The organism is Chryseobacterium sp. (assembly GCF_019236175.1).
In the GTDB taxonomy this organism is placed as follows: Bacteria; Bacteroidota; Bacteroidia; order Flavobacteriales; family Weeksellaceae; genus Chryseobacterium.
In genome coordinates this window covers 306,808-325,561 of sequence record NZ_JAFAJM010000004.1, presented here as the reverse complement: position 1 = coordinate 325,561, position 18,754 = coordinate 306,808, and the positions used below count along the sequence as shown (strand labels likewise).

The following is an 18,754-nucleotide window of genomic DNA, read 5'->3' as shown; positions in this document are numbered from 1 at the left end:
TGCTTGTGGCGATTTTATTTATCTATTAAAGCAATGCTAAGGTACTTTAATTTATATGTCGTAACTTTGCAGGCTGTTAAAAAAATTATGAAGAAGAAAAATATACTAAAAGGTGTTTTATTTGTCGGAATTGGAGCTAGTATATACGGTATGTTGGCCACTTTTGTGAAAATGGCCTATCATGATGGGTTTACAACTTCTGAAGTGACTACCTCTCAATTCGTATTAGGTTTGACCGGGCTTTTGATCCTGAATTTCATCCAAACCTTAACCTCAAAGCAGAAACTGTCTGTTCCGAGTTCCAAAGAGGTCAGAATGTTGATGCTTGCCGGAACTTCATTGGGCGGAACAAGTCTATTCTATTATATTGCGGTTCAGTATATCAACGTTTCCATCGCGATTGTATTATTGATGCAATCGGTGTGGTTCAGTGTGGTGGTGGAAAGTATCCTGACAAAAAAACTGCCTAATGCAAGAAAAGTAGTGGCCGTAGTGATTGTATTGCTGGGAACGATTCTGGCAACTAATCTTATCAATATGGAAATTGAACTTGACTGGCATGGAGTTTTCTGGGGGCTGATGGCAGCTGCTTCTTATACATTGACTATGTTTACATCTAATACACTGGCAACCCATCTTCCTGTATTCAGAAAAAGTATAATCATGCTGGCGGGAGGTTCTGTTATTGTTTTTGCATTCTTGTTTTTTGCTCAGATAGGGCCAATGTATTCTGAAGGTTTGAAATCCCTGTATTTAAACTTTACAGATAATACGGAACATATCCATCCGTTCAATTATTCAATATTTTTAACATACGGTTTTGTGCTGGCTTTGTTCGGTACTATTATTCCGCCTGTATTATTCAATGTAGGATTTCCGAATGCCGGGTTAGGACTGGGCAGTATTGTTTCGTCTCTGGAACTTCCGGTATCCGTGACAATGGCTTTCGTCTTATTAGGTGAAAAAGTATTTTTGATACAATGGGCTGGAATTGCACTGATTCTGTTTGCGATTGTTTTGATGAATCTGCCTTCTAAAAAAGAAAAAGAGATTTCAGTAGCAGAATTATCTTAAAAATAAGGTTATAAAATAAAAATAAAAACCACTTCTTTTGGAGTGGTTTTTTTTAATTTTAATGATTTAAAAATTAGTGTTATGAAGTACTTTAGAAATATACTATTGGCTGTAGTATTAATGTCAGTACCCAATGGGATGTCTTCGCAGGTAAAACCTTTAGACGCTGTGCTTTCGGAATATCAATATCCTTATGACGTTCATTTTATCAATCTGAAATCTCAGAATAATGATCTGAAAATGGCTTATATGGATGTAAAGCCTCAGAAGGCGAATGGAAAAACCATTATGTTACTTCACGGAAAAAATTTCAATGTAGCCTATTGGGAAAGAACGGCCAAAGATTTATCCGCTAAAGGTTTCAGAGTGATTATTCCTGATCAGATCGGATTTGGAAAATCATCCAAACCGGAACATTACCAGTTTTCTTTTTCACAATTGGCTGAAAATACAAAGGCAATTCTGGATGAACTTAAAATTGATAAAACCATAGTTCTGGGACATTCGATGGGCGGAATGGTTGCAACAAGATTTGCCTTACTTTACCCGGAAAAAGTTCAGCAGCTGATTCTTGAAAATCCCATCGGACTTGAAGACTATAAAACTTTTGCTTCTTATCAGAATATTGATCAGGCCTATCAGTCGGAACTTAAAAATACTGCCGAAACCTATAAAAATTATCAGCTCAAATTTTATTACGATAATCAATGGAAAGAAGAATATCAGCCCTGGCTGGATTTGATTGCCGGCTGGACCTTACATAAAGATTATCCAAAGGTAGCATGGGATGCGGCTTTAACTACAGATATGATCTATAATCAGCCGGTTTGTTATGAATTTAAAAATATTAAAACGCCTACTTTACTGATCATAGGAACAAGAGACAGAACCGCAATAGGAAAAGACAGAGCGCCTAAAGATCTTCAACCGAAAATGGGCCAGTATCAGGAACTTGGTAAGAAAACCCAACATGAAATTGCCGGATCAAAACTGGTGGAACTTGAAAATGTAGGACACCTGCCCCATATTGAGGTCTATCCGAAATTCTTTGATGCTCTGTATAATTTTATTAAATAAAGAACCGGCTCAGGCAATTCCGAAGCGAAAGATAGTTTCGGAGGTAATGATTTTTACATTTAAAAACAATGAATAAAAAGAGTATTAAACTCAAAAACAAGCAGGTAAAAAGCGATAATTTCTGGATAGTTTCTTTCTTCCTTATGTTTCTGCTTTTGTTCCTGGGAATGGGTGTTGGAGGTGTTTATTATAGTTATAGTAAATTCAGCAGAAATATCAATTTGGTATCTGATGGGGTCAAAACGGAAGCAAGAATTACAGGATATGAAGAAAGCTGGTCGAAGGATAGTGATGGGAATGGAAGTACCAGGATGTATTCTCCGGTTATCACTTATTATGATTCTTCCAATCATTCTTATACCCTCCACGCTGATTATAGCAGTAGCAGCAGGGAGTGGTCCAATGATGTAACCGTATATTTTGATAAAAAAGATCCGTCAAGAGCCATTCGTGGTGGCTTCTGGCATTTATGGTTCTGGCCTTTTATCATCCTTTGCCTTTCCATGATCCCATTAGGAATTGGATTGTTTATTCTTAATTACTATATCAGATCATTATTGAAAACAGAAAACCGTCTGTATTAAACGGTTTTCTCTTTTTGCTTACATAGTAATAGAGCTGATATTCCGGCTCCTGAAAAAAGAATGCATGAGAATCCTAAATTTTGAATACAACCTGTAATGACCAGTCCAGCACCTATCAATAAATAGTACATAAGGCCTAACAAAGCTCCTGCACTTCCTGTTTTGTTTTTATAACGGATTAAAGCGGTGCTTAGAATATTAGGAATTACTATACTGAAGGCCATTACAATAAAGAAATAAGGAATTAAAAAATAGATTCCGTAGCCCGTGAGTAACCAGACAAATAAGGAAGCGATAAATGATCCCAGTGTGCCTGTTTTAACCAAAGTATGGGGCAGTAGGTTTTTAGACAATAAAAAACGGTTCAGCTGAGCCCCTGCAAATGTTCCCAACGCCAGGATGATACTGCTGTACCCAAAAGCACGTGGTGAGTAATGCTGTTCTTTAAATATAAAAGGAGCCAGTGAATAGTATGAAAATAAAAGAACATTAAAACTCATAATCAGTATACATGATCTGATAATATCACGGTCTTTAACCATTTGTTTTAAGAGATTGAATAACGTAGCGAAGCCTGCTTCTTTTCCGGAATAATGTGTTTCAGAAATCCTTTTTAAAGAGAGTATGAAAAATAGAATAGCTAAAAGATGTAAAGTAACAAAAACCCCCTGATATCCGGTAGAAGAAGCGAGTAGAGATCCCGTAATCATACCGATAACTGGGCTAATAGAGAGGCCAATTCCGATCCAGGAAAATACTTTGCTGATATGTTCTTTGTCATAAGTATCCCGTAGAATGGTTTGGGTGACAATGGATCCTACAGCGATTCCAAACGCAGAAATAATTCTGGCAGCAAGAAGGAATATGAAATCAGAAGCGAATACAGCAGCCAGCGTGCCGATTCCATAGGTAATGAGCCCGTATTCCAATGATTTTTTTCTTCCTATTCTGTCACATTGAACTCCCCAGAAAGCGACTCCGATGGCGAAGGCTATAAAATATAAACTTATGGTAAAGGTCGCAGATTCTTCTTTTATATTAAACCGCTCCTGTACACCGGGTAAAACCGGGCTATAGATGGTTTCTACGAATTGAGGGAGCATTACCAGCAGGGTTAGCAGCCAGAGCGGATTTGTCTTTTTCATTTTTTCTGCAAAGTTTCGAAAAAACTAACGTATATTTATAATGATATAAAAACAAAAAATATCAAAAATAAGACATGGCTGTTTTGACTCAGAATGAAGAATTTAATGCGGATATCCTTAAGGAAAAAGTCATCGGAATTGCTTCGGATATGGTAATGCATGATTCCGGATTTCACTCTCATAAAACCAAGGCACAATTGCTATATGCTCCATCGGGTTGTATGACGGTAACGACTTCCGACAGACAATTGGTATTGCCACCCTTCAGAATGCTCTGGATTCCTTCCAATGAACCTCACAGAGTTAATTTTCGGAATGTTGTCGCTTACAGATCTGTTTATTTCGATGAAAATTATGCCGGAAAGTATATGGCTTCCGGTTTGAAAATTTTACATGTGAATTCTTTATTAAAAGAGCTTATAGAAAGAATTTGTTTTTGGGAATGGACGACTCCCGACGAAAGCCAGGAAGCTATTCTAAATGTATTCTGGAATGAAGTAAAAATAGCTCCGGAAGAGAAACTAACATTGAAAATGCCTGAAGACAGACGTTTTAAGAAACTGACAGAAAAGTGGACCCTGCGTTCTTCTATGCCGCCAATGCTGAAAAATCTTGCAGATCAACACGGAATTGTTGAAAAAACAATCAGCAGAATTTTTAAAAAAGAAACCGGTCTGTCTTATCAGGAGTGGAGACAGCAATGGCGCCTTCAAAGGTCAATTGAGTTATTGGTAGAAGGAAACTCAATAGGTGAGGTATCCCATATTTTAGACTTCTCCTCAGATAGTGCTTTTATTGAGTTTTTTAAAAAACATACGGGATCTACTCCATTGCAATATCTGATGAAAAATGTATAGGGGATATAGGAATTTTGTATCATTGATAATCATTTCGGCAGGCAGCTTGCCAAAGGTTTAACGGGGGTGTACCAGTATTAAACTTCTGTTTCTTGTCTTATGCAAAGACGTTTGAAAAATAATTTACATAACATTGTAGGACCTAACAAAATTACACTATGGAAAACTACAGTCATACAATTACAGTAACAACTACACCTGAGAAGGCTTATGATGCTCTTATACATAAAATTCCTCTCTGGTGGTCTGAGTTGTTTAAAGGATCTTCATCGCAAACCGGAGAGGTATTCACAATAAGATTTGGTGAGCATATTCATAAGACGATGAGAGTGAAAGAACTGAAAGTCAGTTCTAAGGTAATCTGGTATGTGGAAGACTCGCTGATTGCCATTCCGGAATTAAAAAATCAGACAGAATGGATAGGGACAACTATAATCTGGGATATTGAACATAAGGAAAGTAATACACAGATAAAGATTACACATATAGGATTGAATCCGGATATAGAATGTTATGAGATCTGTGCTAATGGCTGGATACAGTTTATCAACAGTCTGAAGCTGTTTCTGGAAACGGGAAAGGGAAATCCCTACAGAGAATATGCAGAAGAAAGCCCTGCCCGATCGTAAGTGGTATATAAAGACACTTATGATTGATTACAAAAAAAAGAAGCTGTTTACATGTAAACAGCTTCTTTTTGTATTTATTGTTGTCTGAATTATTTCTTCTTGTAAGCAGCGTCTTTAATTCTCGCTTTTTTACCTCTAAGGTCTCTGAAGTAGTAAATTCTAGCTCTTCTAACTCTACCTCTTCTGTCAACTTCAATTTTTTGAAGCGCTGGTAAGTTAATAGGGAATACTCTTTCTACACCTACATCACCACTCATTTTTCTGATTGTGAAAGTTTTTGTAGATCCAGTACCTCTTAATTGGATAACTGTTCCTTTGAAGAACTGAGTTCTTGTTTTTTGTCCTTCTTTAATTTCGTAATACACAGTAATTGTATCACCTGCTTTGAATTCAGGGAATTCTTTTTTCGCAATGTACTTATCTTGTACGTACTTTAATAAATCCATTATTAATAAATAAAATGTTAAAGCTAAGCAACTTACACGTTTTTCGTCAGAGGTTGAATAACAGGTTGCAAATGTACAAAATAGTTTTTGAATACACCAAATAATTAATGTATTAAAAACTATAAATTTTTCCTCTCAGTTTCAGTAAAAAATTAATGTTTTCTTTAAACTTCCATCAGCCAGAGTTTATACGGGAAGTCTACTTTTGCCCGAAATAAAAATCAGGATACTGGTTTTTAATGTATTGATTTACAAATTAAAATGCTATACACTATTTAAATATAATATCATTATGAAACATTATTTCTTCTTTTTTTGTTTCGCGGTCCAGATGGCGTTCGGACAGGTTTTGTATCCTTATTTACAAAACCCGGCACCGAATTCTATGATCGTCAACTGGAAAACGTCTTCCGATAACGAAACAACAGTAATTTACGGAGACTCTCCAACCAATCTGAATGTCACTGTGACAGGTACTACCAATATCTTTTCAGATACAGGATATAATAATAATTACTATTACCATACCGCAAAAATTACCAACCTGCAACCGAATACAAAGTATTATTATAAGATCAAAACAGGAACAAGCGTATCCGCTGTCTACAATTTCAGAACACTTCCTTTACCGGGACAAGCAGCAACGACAAACGGGAAAATCCGTTTTCTGATTATGGGAGATAATCAGATTAAAGCAGAGCCAAGATACGACAGCCTTACCCTGAATGCTTATAAAAAATTAAAGGAAAAGTTTGGAGCAGGTACAGATCCGTCGGATAATATTGCACTTACATTTATGGTGGGAGATCAGGTGGATGTAGGAACTCTGGATCATTATGAAAATGTTCACTTTAAAAAAAATATCAAATTATCACCTTATCTGCCGATTCAGACGACAGTAGGTAACCACGAGACCTATGGTACCTTAGGAATGAATTCCTATTATGCTCATTTTTATATCGATGAAATCAGATACAAAAATATCAGCTCAGGAAATGAAAATTATTATGCCCAGCAGGCAGGAAATGTATTATTTATAAGTCTGAGCTCCGAACATACCGGTGCTGCACAACAAACATGGCTGCAACAGATACTAAATGAAGCCAATAATGATCCTACAGTAGACTGGATTATTTCCTTAAGCCACAGACCTTATCAGGCAGAGCAGTATGTAGGAGATATTTCTACCTGGGTAAGAAACAATGCCGTACCGCTTTTGGTAACGTCAGATAAATATTTGATGCATGTTGGAGCGCATCATCATCTGTACCACAGAGGGCAGTTGAAAAATACACCGAATTATCAGATTATTTCCGGAGGAACAGCGTGGGACCAGTATTGGGGAATGTCTAATGAACAGGATTTTGATGATGTTCAGAAAACATTGACAGACTGGACATATCAGATCGTAGAAGTAGATGTACCAACAGGTAAAGTAGATATTGAATGCTATTCTATCGGTGGAATATACAATAAAAAGAATAATGAACTGGTAGACTCTTTTCATCGATATAAGAATCAGCCAAAACCCGCTAAACCTTCCGTTACCAATACTTTTTCAGGACCTGTTACATTACCTTTGACACTGGATGGAAGTGCCTTTTCATCTTCTAACGGAGAACTTTTGAATACCACGCAATTCCTGATCAGTAAAGCGTCCGACTTTTCCGTGATTGAAAAAGAAATTTACAGAGATTTTGAAAACTGGTTCGGAAAAGACGGAAACGGAACCCCGGACAAAACTAAAAATCTAAACGCAGGAGTAGATATCACCAAAGTAACATTAACAACTAACTCTATTCCTAACGGAATCTATTATGTGAAAACCCGCTACAGAGACAGAAATCTGGAATGGAGTGACTGGAGTGATGTAAAGCAGTTTGAAATTATCGGAAGTGTAGTCTCAAATCCCACTTTTACTTTAGATAAAACAGAATATACACAAAATGAACCTGTTGTTGCCACTTTTACAGGAGGACCCGGAAATCAGCAGGATTGGGTCGGAATCTATAAAAAAGGACAGACTCCCGCCACAACAACTTCCCAAAGCTATATGTATACCAACGGACAGACCGCAGGGACGGCAACTTTTACCAATGGACTGCCAAATAAAGGACAGTATTTTGCCGGATTTTTTGCCAATAACGGATATACGGAAATCACCCCGAGAAAGAATTTTTATGTAGGTCCAAAAGTTCAGTTACAGGCTACTGCAGATACTTATCCGGTAGGAGGTACGGTGGTCATCAACTTTGCCAATGGACCTAATCTGCAGAAAGACTGGATCGGAATTTATAAAATGGGGCAAAGTCCGGGAACCACCAATTCCATAAAATGGAGTTATGTGACCACAGCATCCGGAACCCTTAATTTTACAGGACTACCAAAAGGGTATTACTATGCACAGTATTTACTTGAAGATGGATACAACGGGATAGGAGAGAAAGTGTTTTTTAAAGTAGGAGATATCGTTACAGAATTATGGACCAATAAGCCGGTATATACACTGGGAGAAAATATAACCGCTTCATGGACAGATTCTCCGGGGATTATTAAAGACTGGCTGGGAATTTATCCGCAAAATATTCAGACTCCGGATGATAACTTTGTTTCTTACACTTATTTTGACGGAGTAACACAGGGTACCAAAACCATTCAGGGAACAGCAATACCTACAACTCCCGGAAATTACTATATGGTTATGTTTACTAATGATTCTTATACGGAGGTTTCAAACAGAGTACAGTTTCAGGTAACCTCTTCAAGTCTGGGAACTTCAGAAACAAAAAGCACAGAGAAAAATGTTGTTCTGTATCCGAACCCTACGAAACCGGGAGAGCCTACTTTCATTAAAAGTGATTATCCGATTGAAAAAATCGAATTGGTTTCAGCATCAGGAGAACTGCTTTATGTCTCTAAAAATATCAATAACCAGCGTTTTTCTTTAGTCAATGAAAACCTGCCAAAAGGGGTGTACTTTGTAAAAGTACACGGAAGAAAGCTATTTACTTTAAAGCTGATTATCCAGTAAAATCCATTTTTATAATATGAAAAAAAAAGCAGTTTCAGATTTTGAAACTGCTTTTTTGTAAAAATGATTTCCTGTTATTCGAAACCATTATATAAATCATCTTCCTGAATGACCGTTTGGCCGTCGGCAGATGCAAATTCATCTCCTGTATCAGCTAAAATCTTAGAATCCTGAATAAGTTTTCCGTCCGCATTATAAACTTTTAATAAAATCCATTTTCCGTTACGCTCCAGTTCTTTAGTTCCGCTTGTTGTTGTTAACCTGATTTTACCACTTTGAAGGGCGCCGTTTTTAACGACAGCTTTGTTACCGGCTTTGCCTTTTATATACTGCACAATGTTACCGGTAAAGTTATAAGAATTATCCTCTTCCTCTTTAACGGGTTGGGTAAAGGTATACACAATAGCTCCTTTACTATTGTATATGGTCCCTTCATATGTATTTTGTTTCGTATTAAGCTTCTTTTCAGAAATGAGCTTCTGGTCTTCAGAATAATTTTTCGTACTGATCGAAATCCCGTCTTTATATTGAATCTCATTGAGACCCTCATAAGAAGTACCGTTATAAGGCATATCATCCTTATAGGTTAAGGTTGATTTTAATTTTCCGTCCGGGCTATAGAATTTGATTTCCAGGGGAGAATCATCTTTCATTGTTTTCTCGGATACTAGTTTTCCGTTGTCATCAAAACTTTTATTCAGGATAACCGAACCGTTTTTATAAACATCAATAGATGAAATTTGGGTATTATCATAGCTAAACTGGTAATCTTCGCCTTCTATGGGCTTATAGCTGTCATTTTCCTTATCATATTGATAGATTAGATTGGCTATTTTTTTGCCGGATTCATCATAAGTGGTTTTATAACCGTCTTTTTTATTTCTTTTCTGTTCCTGCAGAACTTTTCCGCTTTTAGTATATATTACCCCTTCTTTTATAGTGCCGTCGCTTTTATATTTTTCGATTTTGGAAACTCTCATAGGGTTGTAATAGTAGTCTACCAGCAAATTTTCACCGGAACCTGAATTTCCGGCTCCTATAAATTTTCCTTTTTCTCCGTAGTATTTGGTTTCATAGCTGCTATCCTTACCAAAGGTGGATTCGTACCGGATCCCTTTAATATCCTCATCATAAATAAGAGTTCTGGATGGTAAGGAATTCTCGTAGGTCGTAATGCTGTTGTAGAAATATTCATTTTCAGGATCTTTATAGCTGTATATTTTTCCACTGAATACATCATCAGCTTTGTAGGTCATTTCTTCGATAAGTCTTCCTTTTGCATCATAGGATTGAGAGGGGCCTAGGTGCTTGCCGTTGGAATAAGTAGTTGAGCTCATAACTTTCCCTTCGGGGGTGTACCATGTTACTTTTCCGTCAAAAATTTCATTACTTGGAGTGGTGTCCGAAGCAAGACCTTCCATTTGTAATGTTCCGTTTTTATAATAATCTTTAATAAGGGTTAGTTTCCCTTTTGCAGATGTTTCACGGTAGTATTCCATTTTGTCTTTGGACGTTTTTTCCCAGTTTTCATCGAAATAAGTTCTTTCCTGTGCATATACGCTGACGCTGAGTACTAGTGCAAGTAATGCTGACGTAAATAGTTTTTTCATGTTTTTATTTAAGTTGATTTTTATATGATTAATGTGGTGATCGTATTGAAAATGAAAGCCATAAAAATGGCATATACAGAAACAGGCTGTTGCGAAATAATTTTACATTGAAATGGTGTTTACCTATAGTTATAATATCCGAAGACTATAAAATATACTGTGTTTTTGAATTTGAGCCCACAAATATAAATCAATTTCATGAGAAATACATTAAAAATGAACCGATCTGTTCGTTTTTTAATGTAAATATTTGATTATAAAGTTTTTAATTGCCTGTTGGGAAAGCGTGAGATTCAAGAGTATTTCTGATCATGGGATATATGAGAAAAATTATTAAATTTAGCCAACAGAAAAATCTAATATTTCATGATAGATAAAAGAGTAAAAAATGCAAAGGAGGCCATCGAAGGAATTAAAGATGGAATGACACTGATGCTTGGCGGATTCGGACTTTGCGGTATTCCTGAAAACTCAATCAACGCTTTGGTAGAAAGTGATGTGAAAGATCTTACCTGTATTTCAAATAATGCAGGAGTAGATGATTTCGGATTAGGACTCCTGCTGCATAAAAGACAAATAAAAAAAATGATCTCTTCTTATGTGGGAGAGAATGCCGAATTTGAGAGACAAATGCTTTCGGGAGAACTGGATGTTGAGCTTACTCCACAGGGAACTTTGGCAGAAAAATGCAGGGCTGCACAAGCTGGAATTCCCGCTTTTTATACTCCGGCCGGCTATGGAACTGAAATAGCAGAAGGAAAGGAGGTAAAAGAGTTCAACGGAAAACCTCATATTCTTGAACATGCCTATGATGCAGATTTTTCTATTGTAAAAGCATGGAAAGGAGATCATGCCGGAAACCTTATTTTTAAAGGATCTGCAAGAAACTTTAACCATCCTATGGCAGGTGCCGCTAAAATTACCATTGCGGAAGTGGAAGAATTAGTAGAGCCTGGAGAACTGGATCCTAACGAGATTCATATTCCGGGAATTATGATCCAGAGAATCTTTCAGGGAGAAAAATTTGAAAAAAGAATTGAGCAGAGAACCGTTCGAAGCAAAGAATAAATCTCTGATCATAAGAATATAAAAAAGCGCTGAAACTAAATTCAGCGCTTTTTTTATGCTTGCGGGCTAAGTGTTTTTCTTTCCCCGATTTGTTGCCGCCACATGGCATAATATAATCCTTTTTCAGCAATTAATTTTTCATGAGATCCGGTTTCTACGACCTGACCACGTTCAAGAACGTAGATTTTGTCCGCATGCATGATCGTACTCAGACGATGGGCAATAAGAACCGTAATCTGCTCTTTTTCTCTGGAAATATCTTTGATCGTAGAGGTTATTTCTTCTTCAGTAATACTGTCCAAAGCAGAAGTTGCTTCATCAAAAATTAATAAATGAGGCTTTCGTAAAAGAGCTCTTGCAATCGCTATTCTTTGCTTTTCACCACCACTCAGTTTCAATCCGCCTTCCCCGATAACGGTTTCAATTCCTTTTTCAGCTCTTTGTAACAAGGAGGTACAGCTTGATTTCTGTAAGGCGATCTGCAGCTCTGTTTCCGTAGCTTTTGGATTAACAAAAAGAAGATTTTCCCTAATGGTTCCTGCAAAAAGCTGGGTGTCCTGAGTCACAAAACCAATTTGATTTCTCAATTCATCAAAATCAAATTCTTTTCCGTTGATCTTATTATAAAGAATATTTCCTTCCTGAGGCCTGTAAAGCCCAACCAGTAATTTTACCAGTGTACTTTTCCCCGAACCGCTCGGTCCCACAAAAGCTATTGTTTCTCCATTCCTGACTTCAAAAGAAATATTGTTTAGCGCTTTGTACTGAGCAGTCTGATGTTTAAACGAAACATTCTTAAATTCTAATTCCTCAATAGCACCAATTATTTTCGGGTGAATAGGCTTTTCTTCCACCTCTTTTTTCATTAAACGGTCAAAATTCTGGAGAGAAGCTTCAGCTTCACGATAAGAAATGATGATGTTCCCGATTTCCTGCATCGGTCCGAAAATGAAGAACCCGTAAAACATAAGAGACAGATATTGCCCGGGAGTTACAATGTTTTTAAAAATAAGAAATAATAAAGTCAGGGTAATCATCTGCTGAAGAAAATTAACCATCGTTCCCTGAATAAAGCTTAAAGAACGGATGCTTTTAACCTTTCTGAGCTCAAGTCCAAGAATTTTATACGTATTATTGTTGAGACGGGTGATTTCCTGACTGGTTAATCCCAGACTTTTAACAATTTCTATATTTCTTAAACTTTCCGTAGTACTTCCTGCTAAAGCTGTAGTTTCCGAAACAATATTTTTCTGGATACTTTTTATTCTTTTGCTCAATAAATTGGTAACAATGGCAATAAAGAAAATCCCACAGATGTACACAGGCATAATGGACCAGTGTAAGCGGATTGCATATACTGAAACGAAAATAATACTGACTAAAATACCAAAGAAAATATTGATGAAATTGGTGATGAATTTTACCGTATCTTCTCTTACTTTTGTTAAAATAGATAAGGTTTCACCACTTCTCTGGTCCTCAAATTCCTGAAAGGGCAACGCCATAGAATGTTTTAAACCATCCGTAAAGATTTTAGCCCCGAACTTCTGAGTAATCACACTTACCACATAATCCTGAAAAGCTTTGGCAATTCTGCTGACCATGGCAGTTCCGATGAGTAGTCCTAAAAAATAAAAAGCACCATGGTAGATTTTATTTCCGTACAAATAATCGTTCAGATTTCTGGGAAGGAGCTTTTCCTTATCAAAAAAATTAGGATGAGTAACCAGCTGATCCAGGATATTTCCTGTAATAGCCGGAGCAAATAAAGAAAAAACCTGATTAACGGTTGCCAGAAATAAAGAAATGGCAATTAACCATTGGTAAGGTTTAAGGTATTTAAAAAGTATTTTCATTCTGCTAAATAATGATACAAAATTAAAGATATTATTTTGACTAACAGTGTTAATTGTTAAGCATCACAAAGTCCTTTTGTATTCTGGCGAAAATAATTAAATTGCAGTCTAAGTTTTTATTATGCTTACAAAAGAACAAATTGCCAAAAGAATTTCAAAAGAACTGAAAGATCGTTATTATGTAAACCTGGGAATCGGAATTCCTACTTTAGTTGCCAACTATGTTCCGGACGGTATTTCCGTAGAATTCCAGAGTGAAAACGGAGTGTTGGGAATGGGGCCGTTTCCTTTCGAGGGAGAAGAAGATGCAGACATCATCAATGCCGGAAAGCAAACCATAACCATCCTGCCTGGAGGCTCATTTTTTGATTCCGCATTTAGCTTCGGAATGATCCGTGGCCAAAAAGTGGATCTTACGATTCTTGGTGCAATGGAAGTTTCAGAAAACGGAGATATTGCTAACTGGAAAATTCCCGGAAAAATGGTGAAAGGAATGGGAGGAGCAATGGATCTTGTGGCTTCTGCTGAGAATATTATCGTAGCCATGATGCACGTAAACAAAGCTGGAGAAAGTAAAATCCTTAAAAAATGTACACTTCCTCTTACAGGTGTAAATTGTGTGAAAAAAGTTGTTACAGAATTAGCCGTATTAGAGGTGACACCGGCAGGTTTCAAACTAGTGGAAAGAGCACCGGCAGTTTCGGTAGAAGATATTATTAAAGCTACAGAAGCTGATCTGATTATTGAAGGGGAAGTTCCTGAAATGCAATTGTAGCCATCAGAAAAGTTAATGATTATAAATAATAAAGCAGTAGAGATTTTATCTTTACTGCTTTTCTTTTAATATCCTTTTAAACAGAGCTCCGTAGGAGCAATCTGTTCATAGTTTAATATATTGTTTAGAGGAAGAAGCTCCGTAGGAGCGACCTGATAATTTGATTAAACAACAGGTCATCTTATTTATTATCCTGAGCCCCAAAAACTTTCTGTAAAATATTCGTCGTTCTCATAGCAGGTGTATTTCTGATTCCGCTTTCTTTTTGGGCAACCATTTTGAATACTCCGTTGATGGTTTCTGTCGTTACATATTCGTTAAGGTCAGTAGTTACAGATTGTCCTGTAAAAGTATTGTATTTTGAAATCAGATTTTTCCATACCGTATCTGCTCCTACTTTTCCTAATGAGGCTTTTACTTTTGGCTGGAAAGCCGTAAATAGCTGGCTTTGTGTCTTTCCCTGAAGATAACTGGTGGCAGCGTTATCACTTCCCAACAAAATGTTTTTGGCATCGGTGATAGTCATGGTGGTAATAGCATTGGTAAAAATAGGTGCCGCTTCCGTTACAGCATCTTCGGCAGCTCTGTTCAGTAATTTTACACCTTCATCTGCAAGACTTCCCATTCCTATAGAACGCAGGGTAGTATCGATTTTTCTTAATTTTTCGGGCATTAAAATTTTTACCGCTTCATTTTTGAAAAAACCGTCTGTTAATGCAAGTTTTTTAACTCCGTCTGTCACCCCTATATTTAAAGCCTCTTTTAATCCTGATGAAATTTGAGTTGAGGTCAGATTTCCAAGATTGGCTGTAGAATGAGTGGAAATAGTAGCGGCGGGAGTAGTAGGATTGGCAGCTGTAGAACCTTTAGTCTTTATCGGGGTGTTAAGATCGACACCTGTTTTATCTTTAACCGTAGATTTTATAATATCTAAAAGTTGAGCCTGTGCAGAGATCGAAAATAATAATCCGGCTGCTAATAAAATGCTTTTTCTCATCGTATTTTTTTTACAAATTTAAATGTTTATTTGTTGTGGTCGCTTTGACTTATCAAAAAATAAACCATAAATTTTTCTTACTGTTTTAAACCGTTTTAAAAGTGCGATAAACAGTAAATCAAAGGTTTTTTTTTAAATATATTTCCAGATGTCAGGTTATTTTAATCATTCAGCCCGTTTTATGATATCTTCAATGTTTCTAACCTGTTTTCAGGTAAATACCTTATATTAATTTGTAAAAATGAGCCCATAAGTTTTAGAAAATAATTATCTTAGCTAAAACCTTAACCGTATCCCATGACACGAGTACTTTCAGTATTTTTTATATTGTTTTTAAACGTAATTTTTGCTCAGAATAAATTGAATTTAATTCCCTATCCCCAAAATATTCAGGTCAATGAAGGCAGTTTTCAGATTCCTGATGTATTGAATCTAAGTAGCGATTTGCCCGAAAATGAAACGGAGTATTTTAAAAAACGTTTATCATCAACGGTTAAATGTAAAGATTCACGGAAAGCAGATGCCCGGATAATATACTCAGAATTACCGAAAACTCCTGCCGGAAAAGAAGAAGCTTATATTCTTGAAGTCACTCCTCAGCAGATTCATATTAAATCTTATACTAAGCAGGGCTATTTTCTGGCTCTTCAGACCTTGATTCAATTGTTTGAAGAATATAAAACAGTTAAAAAAATTCCGGCTTTAAAAATTGAAGATCAGCCTAAGTTTGCATGGCGTGGAATGCATCTGGATGTTTGCCGTCATTTTTTTACGGTAGATGAAGTGAAACAATATATCGACTATTTGGCTATGTATAAGCTGAATACTTTTCACTGGCATTTAACGGATGATCAGGGATGGAGAATTGAAATCAAAAAATATCCGAAGCTGACACAGATCGGTTCAAAACGTAAAGAATCGATGATCGGGGCTTATGTGGATAATACTTTTGACGGAAAACCTTATGGGCCTTACTTTTATACCCAGGAACAAATCAAAGATGTGGTAAAATATGCTCAGGAAAGACATATTACAGTGGTTCCGGAAATAGAAATGCCGGGGCATGCACTGGCAGCATTATCGGCTTATCCGGAACTGGCTTGTACTAAAGGTCCTTTTGAAGCAGCTACCAAATGGGGAGTGTTTGATGATGTATTTTGCCCAAAGGATGAAACGTTTACCTTTTTGGAAAATGTTCTGGATGAGGTGATTCAATTGTTCCCGTCCCCATACATCCATATTGGGGGTGACGAATGTCCGAAAACAAGATGGAAAGAATGTGCACACTGCCAGGAATTGATCAAGAAAAATAATTTGAAGGATGAACATGGCTTACAGAGCTATTTTATTCAAAGAATTGAAAAATATGTGAACAGTAAAGGCAGAAAGATTATCGGTTGGGATGAAATTCTGGAAGGAGGACTAGCTCCGAATGCTGCGGTAATGAGCTGGACAGGAGTAAACGGTGGGATTGAAGCGGCAAAATCAAAACATTTTGCGGTGATGACACCAGGAGCATATTGCTATTTCGACCATTATCAGGGTGATCCGCAATCAGAACCGAACGCTTTCGGTGGATTTACTCCATTAGACAAAGTGTATTCTTATAACCCGATTCCTGGTGAATTGGATGCAGAGCAGGCAAAATACATTATGGGTGTTCAGGCTAATTTATGGACAGAATATATTTTAGATTTTAAACAGGTTCAGTATATGATATTCCCAAGATTGATGGCTCTTTCTGAAGTAGGGTGGGGAACATCAGATCCTAAAAATTATAAGGAATTTGAAAACAGGGTAATTGGTCAGTTTAAGGTTTTGGATAAAATGAATGTGAATTATGCCAAGAGTATTTATAATATTTCAGGAAAAGTAATTCCTTCCGATAACGGTATTGCCTACGAATTATCAACCTCACAAAATTCAGACGGTATCCGATATACGCTGGATGGGACAACGCCGACCATTAATTCTAAGACTTATCAGACTCCCGTTGCCATTCCAAGCTCTTTAACAATAAAATCGGCTTATTTTGAGAATGGGCAGCTGAAAAGTGCCATTTCTTCACAACAATTCACGATTTCAAAAACAACAGGTAAGAAAATTACTCTTGAACAACAGCCAAGCGAAAACTATTCTTTTGGTGGAGCATTTACCCTTATTGATGGGATTATCGGGAACACAAGACAGTTAGGAAAAACATGGTTAGGCTTCAATGGAAAAGATGTTGTGGCTACCATAGATTTTGGTCAGAAAACCAATTTTTCCGAAGTGTATTTTAATACCTTAGAAAATAAAGGAAGCTGGATTCATCTTGCAAAATCGGCAAAGATTTTTGTTTCCGATGATAATATGAATTTTAAACTGATCAAAGAGATCGGAAAAGAAGAAATTCAAAATGCTAAAGGAAAGATCAGGTTGAATGTAGGAGCACAAAATGCAAAATACCTAAAAATTTCTATTGAAAATGCAGGGATTATTCCAGCAGGAAATCCTGGAGCAGACTCAAAAGCATGGCTATTTGTTGATGAAATTGGCGTAAATTAGGCGAAGTAGAATTAAGTACCATGCAGGATACCACACTTTCTTCAGAATTTTCCTCTTCCCCGGACCTTGTCGAGAAGTTATACCAATACGGAATAACAAAAAACTACAAGGAAGGTGATGTTATACTGGATGAAAATACTTCCATCCGCTCCATTCCTATCGTTATGAAAGGAATGATTAAAGTAATCAGAACAGAAGAAGACGGACGGGAAATCCTGTTGTATTATATTCAGGCAGGAGAAAGCTGTATCATGTCTTTTCTGGGTGGAATGCACAATGAAAGGAGTATTGTGAAAGCTGAAATTGAAGAAGATGCAGAGATTCTTTTCCTTCCTGTAGATAAAGTTTCTTTATTCATAAAAGAGCATCCTGAGTGGCTGGATTATATTTTCAGATTATATCATAAACGCTTTGAAGAATTATTGGATATTATCAATGCCATTGCTTTCAAAAAAGTGGATGAAAGATTACTGAATCTTCTTCATAAAAAATCAGAACTTACCCATTCGGAAATCATCAATACAACCCACGAACAGCTTGCTAATGAATTGGGAACAGCCAGGGTAGTCGTATCAAGACTTCTCAAACAGTTGGAAGAAGAAGGAAAAGTTAAGCTAGGCAGAAACAAAATTGTTCTTCTGAAATAACCATTGTCATTGCGAGCTGAAAGCGAAGCAATCTCAAATCTCGTAAAAATTTTTATAAACCACAAAAGTCACAAAAGTTCTTTGAAAATCTCATATTTTCACAATCACCACAACTGAAAGTACTCATATTCCCTCTCCTCCGGAGCTAATCTTGTAGAGGTTTATAGTTCAGCTCCTTTTTTCAGATCATAAAAATGTTGTATTGTTTACGATGCTTTTTTGATGCTTTTTTTGGTTAAACACCATTAAAATTTACTTAATTCAATGATGAAATCTTTGATCATTTCAATGTTTTTGATATAGACGCAAAGACTAATTTCTTAAATACGATATTTTAAGGGAGCAAAGATTTGAATCAACTTTGTTGATTCTTATTAAGCAAACCTCTAACATATAGCTTCATCAGCGACT

15 protein-coding genes are annotated in these 18,754 nt (G+C 36.6%); 10 read left to right on the top strand and 5 right to left on the bottom strand.

Translation table 11 applies throughout. From position 1 onward, the window contains the following. Window positions 1-87 precede the first annotated feature (87 nt). The 3 genes from JO178_RS04085 to JO178_RS04075 all read left to right on the top strand — a co-directional run bounded on the left by JO178_RS04085 (window position 88) and on the right by JO178_RS04075 (window position 2,735). Window positions 88-1,074 (top strand): DMT family transporter, encoded by a 987-nt coding sequence (locus JO178_RS04085; RefSeq protein ID WP_291932036.1) that lies wholly within the window; start codon window positions 88-90, stop codon window positions 1,072-1,074. Between the two features lie 81 nt (window positions 1,075-1,155). Then, on the top strand, window positions 1,156-2,151 hold the full coding sequence (locus tag JO178_RS04080) for an alpha/beta hydrolase (protein WP_291932033.1): 996 nt from the start codon (window positions 1,156-1,158) through the stop codon (window positions 2,149-2,151). A gap of 68 nt (window positions 2,152-2,219) precedes the next feature. Continuing rightward, window positions 2,220-2,735, top strand: coding sequence for a DUF3592 domain-containing protein (locus JO178_RS04075; RefSeq protein WP_291932031.1), 516 nt, complete (start codon window positions 2,220-2,222; stop codon window positions 2,733-2,735). Here the strand turns inward: JO178_RS04075 and JO178_RS04070 are convergent. Beyond that, on the bottom strand, window positions 2,732-3,880 hold the full coding sequence (locus JO178_RS04070; RefSeq protein ID WP_291932029.1) for a multidrug effflux MFS transporter: 1,149 nt from the start codon (window positions 3,878-3,880) through the stop codon (window positions 2,732-2,734). The two genes, JO178_RS04075 and JO178_RS04070, sit on opposite strands and share 4 nt — an antisense overlap. Before the next feature lie 74 nt (window positions 3,881-3,954). On the opposite strand from JO178_RS04070, the gene JO178_RS04065 reads away from it, so the two are divergent. Then, the gene (locus JO178_RS04065; RefSeq protein WP_291932026.1) at window positions 3,955-4,737 is read left to right on the top strand and encodes a helix-turn-helix transcriptional regulator; all 783 of its coding nucleotides are present in this window, start codon (window positions 3,955-3,957) and stop codon (window positions 4,735-4,737) included. A gap of 158 nt (window positions 4,738-4,895) precedes the next feature. Next, entirely contained in the window at window positions 4,896-5,366 is a 471-nt protein-coding gene (locus JO178_RS04060) for a hypothetical protein (protein ID WP_291932024.1), read from the top strand. Window positions 5,367-5,455: 89 nt separating this feature from the next. Here JO178_RS04060 and rplS read toward each other — a convergent pair whose 3' ends face one another. Next, a complete protein-coding gene (gene rplS / locus JO178_RS04055; RefSeq protein WP_068942389.1) occupies window positions 5,456-5,812 on the bottom strand; it encodes a 50S ribosomal protein L19 in 357 nt (118 codons plus the stop codon). 292 nt (window positions 5,813-6,104) lie between these two features. Between rplS and JO178_RS04050 the strand changes: the two genes are divergently transcribed. Then, complete coding sequence (locus tag JO178_RS04050) at window positions 6,105-8,843, top strand: fibronectin type III domain-containing protein (protein WP_291932000.1); 2,739 nt, start codon at window positions 6,105-6,107, stop codon at window positions 8,841-8,843. A 74-nt stretch (window positions 8,844-8,917) separates the two neighbouring features. Here JO178_RS04050 and JO178_RS04045 read toward each other — a convergent pair whose 3' ends face one another. Beyond that, the gene (locus JO178_RS04045) at window positions 8,918-10,453 is read right to left on the bottom strand and encodes a membrane-binding protein (protein WP_291931997.1); all 1,536 of its coding nucleotides are present in this window, start codon (window positions 10,451-10,453) and stop codon (window positions 8,918-8,920) included. A 366-nt stretch (window positions 10,454-10,819) separates the two neighbouring features. On the opposite strand from JO178_RS04045, the gene JO178_RS04040 reads away from it, so the two are divergent. Next, window positions 10,820-11,521 (top strand): CoA transferase subunit A, encoded by a 702-nt coding sequence (locus JO178_RS04040; protein WP_291931995.1) that lies wholly within the window; start codon window positions 10,820-10,822, stop codon window positions 11,519-11,521. A gap of 53 nt (window positions 11,522-11,574) precedes the next feature. Here JO178_RS04040 and JO178_RS04035 read toward each other — a convergent pair whose 3' ends face one another. After that, the gene (locus JO178_RS04035; protein ID WP_291931991.1) at window positions 11,575-13,377 is read right to left on the bottom strand and encodes an ABC transporter ATP-binding protein; all 1,803 of its coding nucleotides are present in this window, start codon (window positions 13,375-13,377) and stop codon (window positions 11,575-11,577) included. Window positions 13,378-13,498: 121 nt separating this feature from the next. Here JO178_RS04035 and JO178_RS04030 point away from each other — a divergent pair, with 121 nt between their 5' ends. Next, window positions 13,499-14,152 (top strand): CoA transferase subunit B, encoded by a 654-nt coding sequence (locus tag JO178_RS04030; RefSeq protein ID WP_291931989.1) that lies wholly within the window; start codon window positions 13,499-13,501, stop codon window positions 14,150-14,152. 181 nt (window positions 14,153-14,333) lie between these two features. Here the strand turns inward: JO178_RS04030 and JO178_RS04025 are convergent, their stop codons facing one another. Then, the gene (locus JO178_RS04025; RefSeq protein ID WP_291931986.1) at window positions 14,334-15,149 is read right to left on the bottom strand and encodes a DUF4197 domain-containing protein; all 816 of its coding nucleotides are present in this window, start codon (window positions 15,147-15,149) and stop codon (window positions 14,334-14,336) included. A 297-nt stretch (window positions 15,150-15,446) separates the two neighbouring features. On the opposite strand from JO178_RS04025, the gene JO178_RS04020 reads away from it, so the two are divergent. Continuing rightward, window positions 15,447-17,696, top strand: a complete 2,250-nt coding sequence (locus JO178_RS04020) for a family 20 glycosylhydrolase (RefSeq protein ID WP_291931983.1) — start codon at window positions 15,447-15,449, stop codon at window positions 17,694-17,696. A 20-nt stretch (window positions 17,697-17,716) separates the two neighbouring features. Beyond that, on the top strand, window positions 17,717-18,343 hold the full coding sequence (locus JO178_RS04015; RefSeq protein ID WP_291931981.1) for a Crp/Fnr family transcriptional regulator: 627 nt from the start codon (window positions 17,717-17,719) through the stop codon (window positions 18,341-18,343). Window positions 18,344-18,754: the final 411 nt, after the last annotated feature.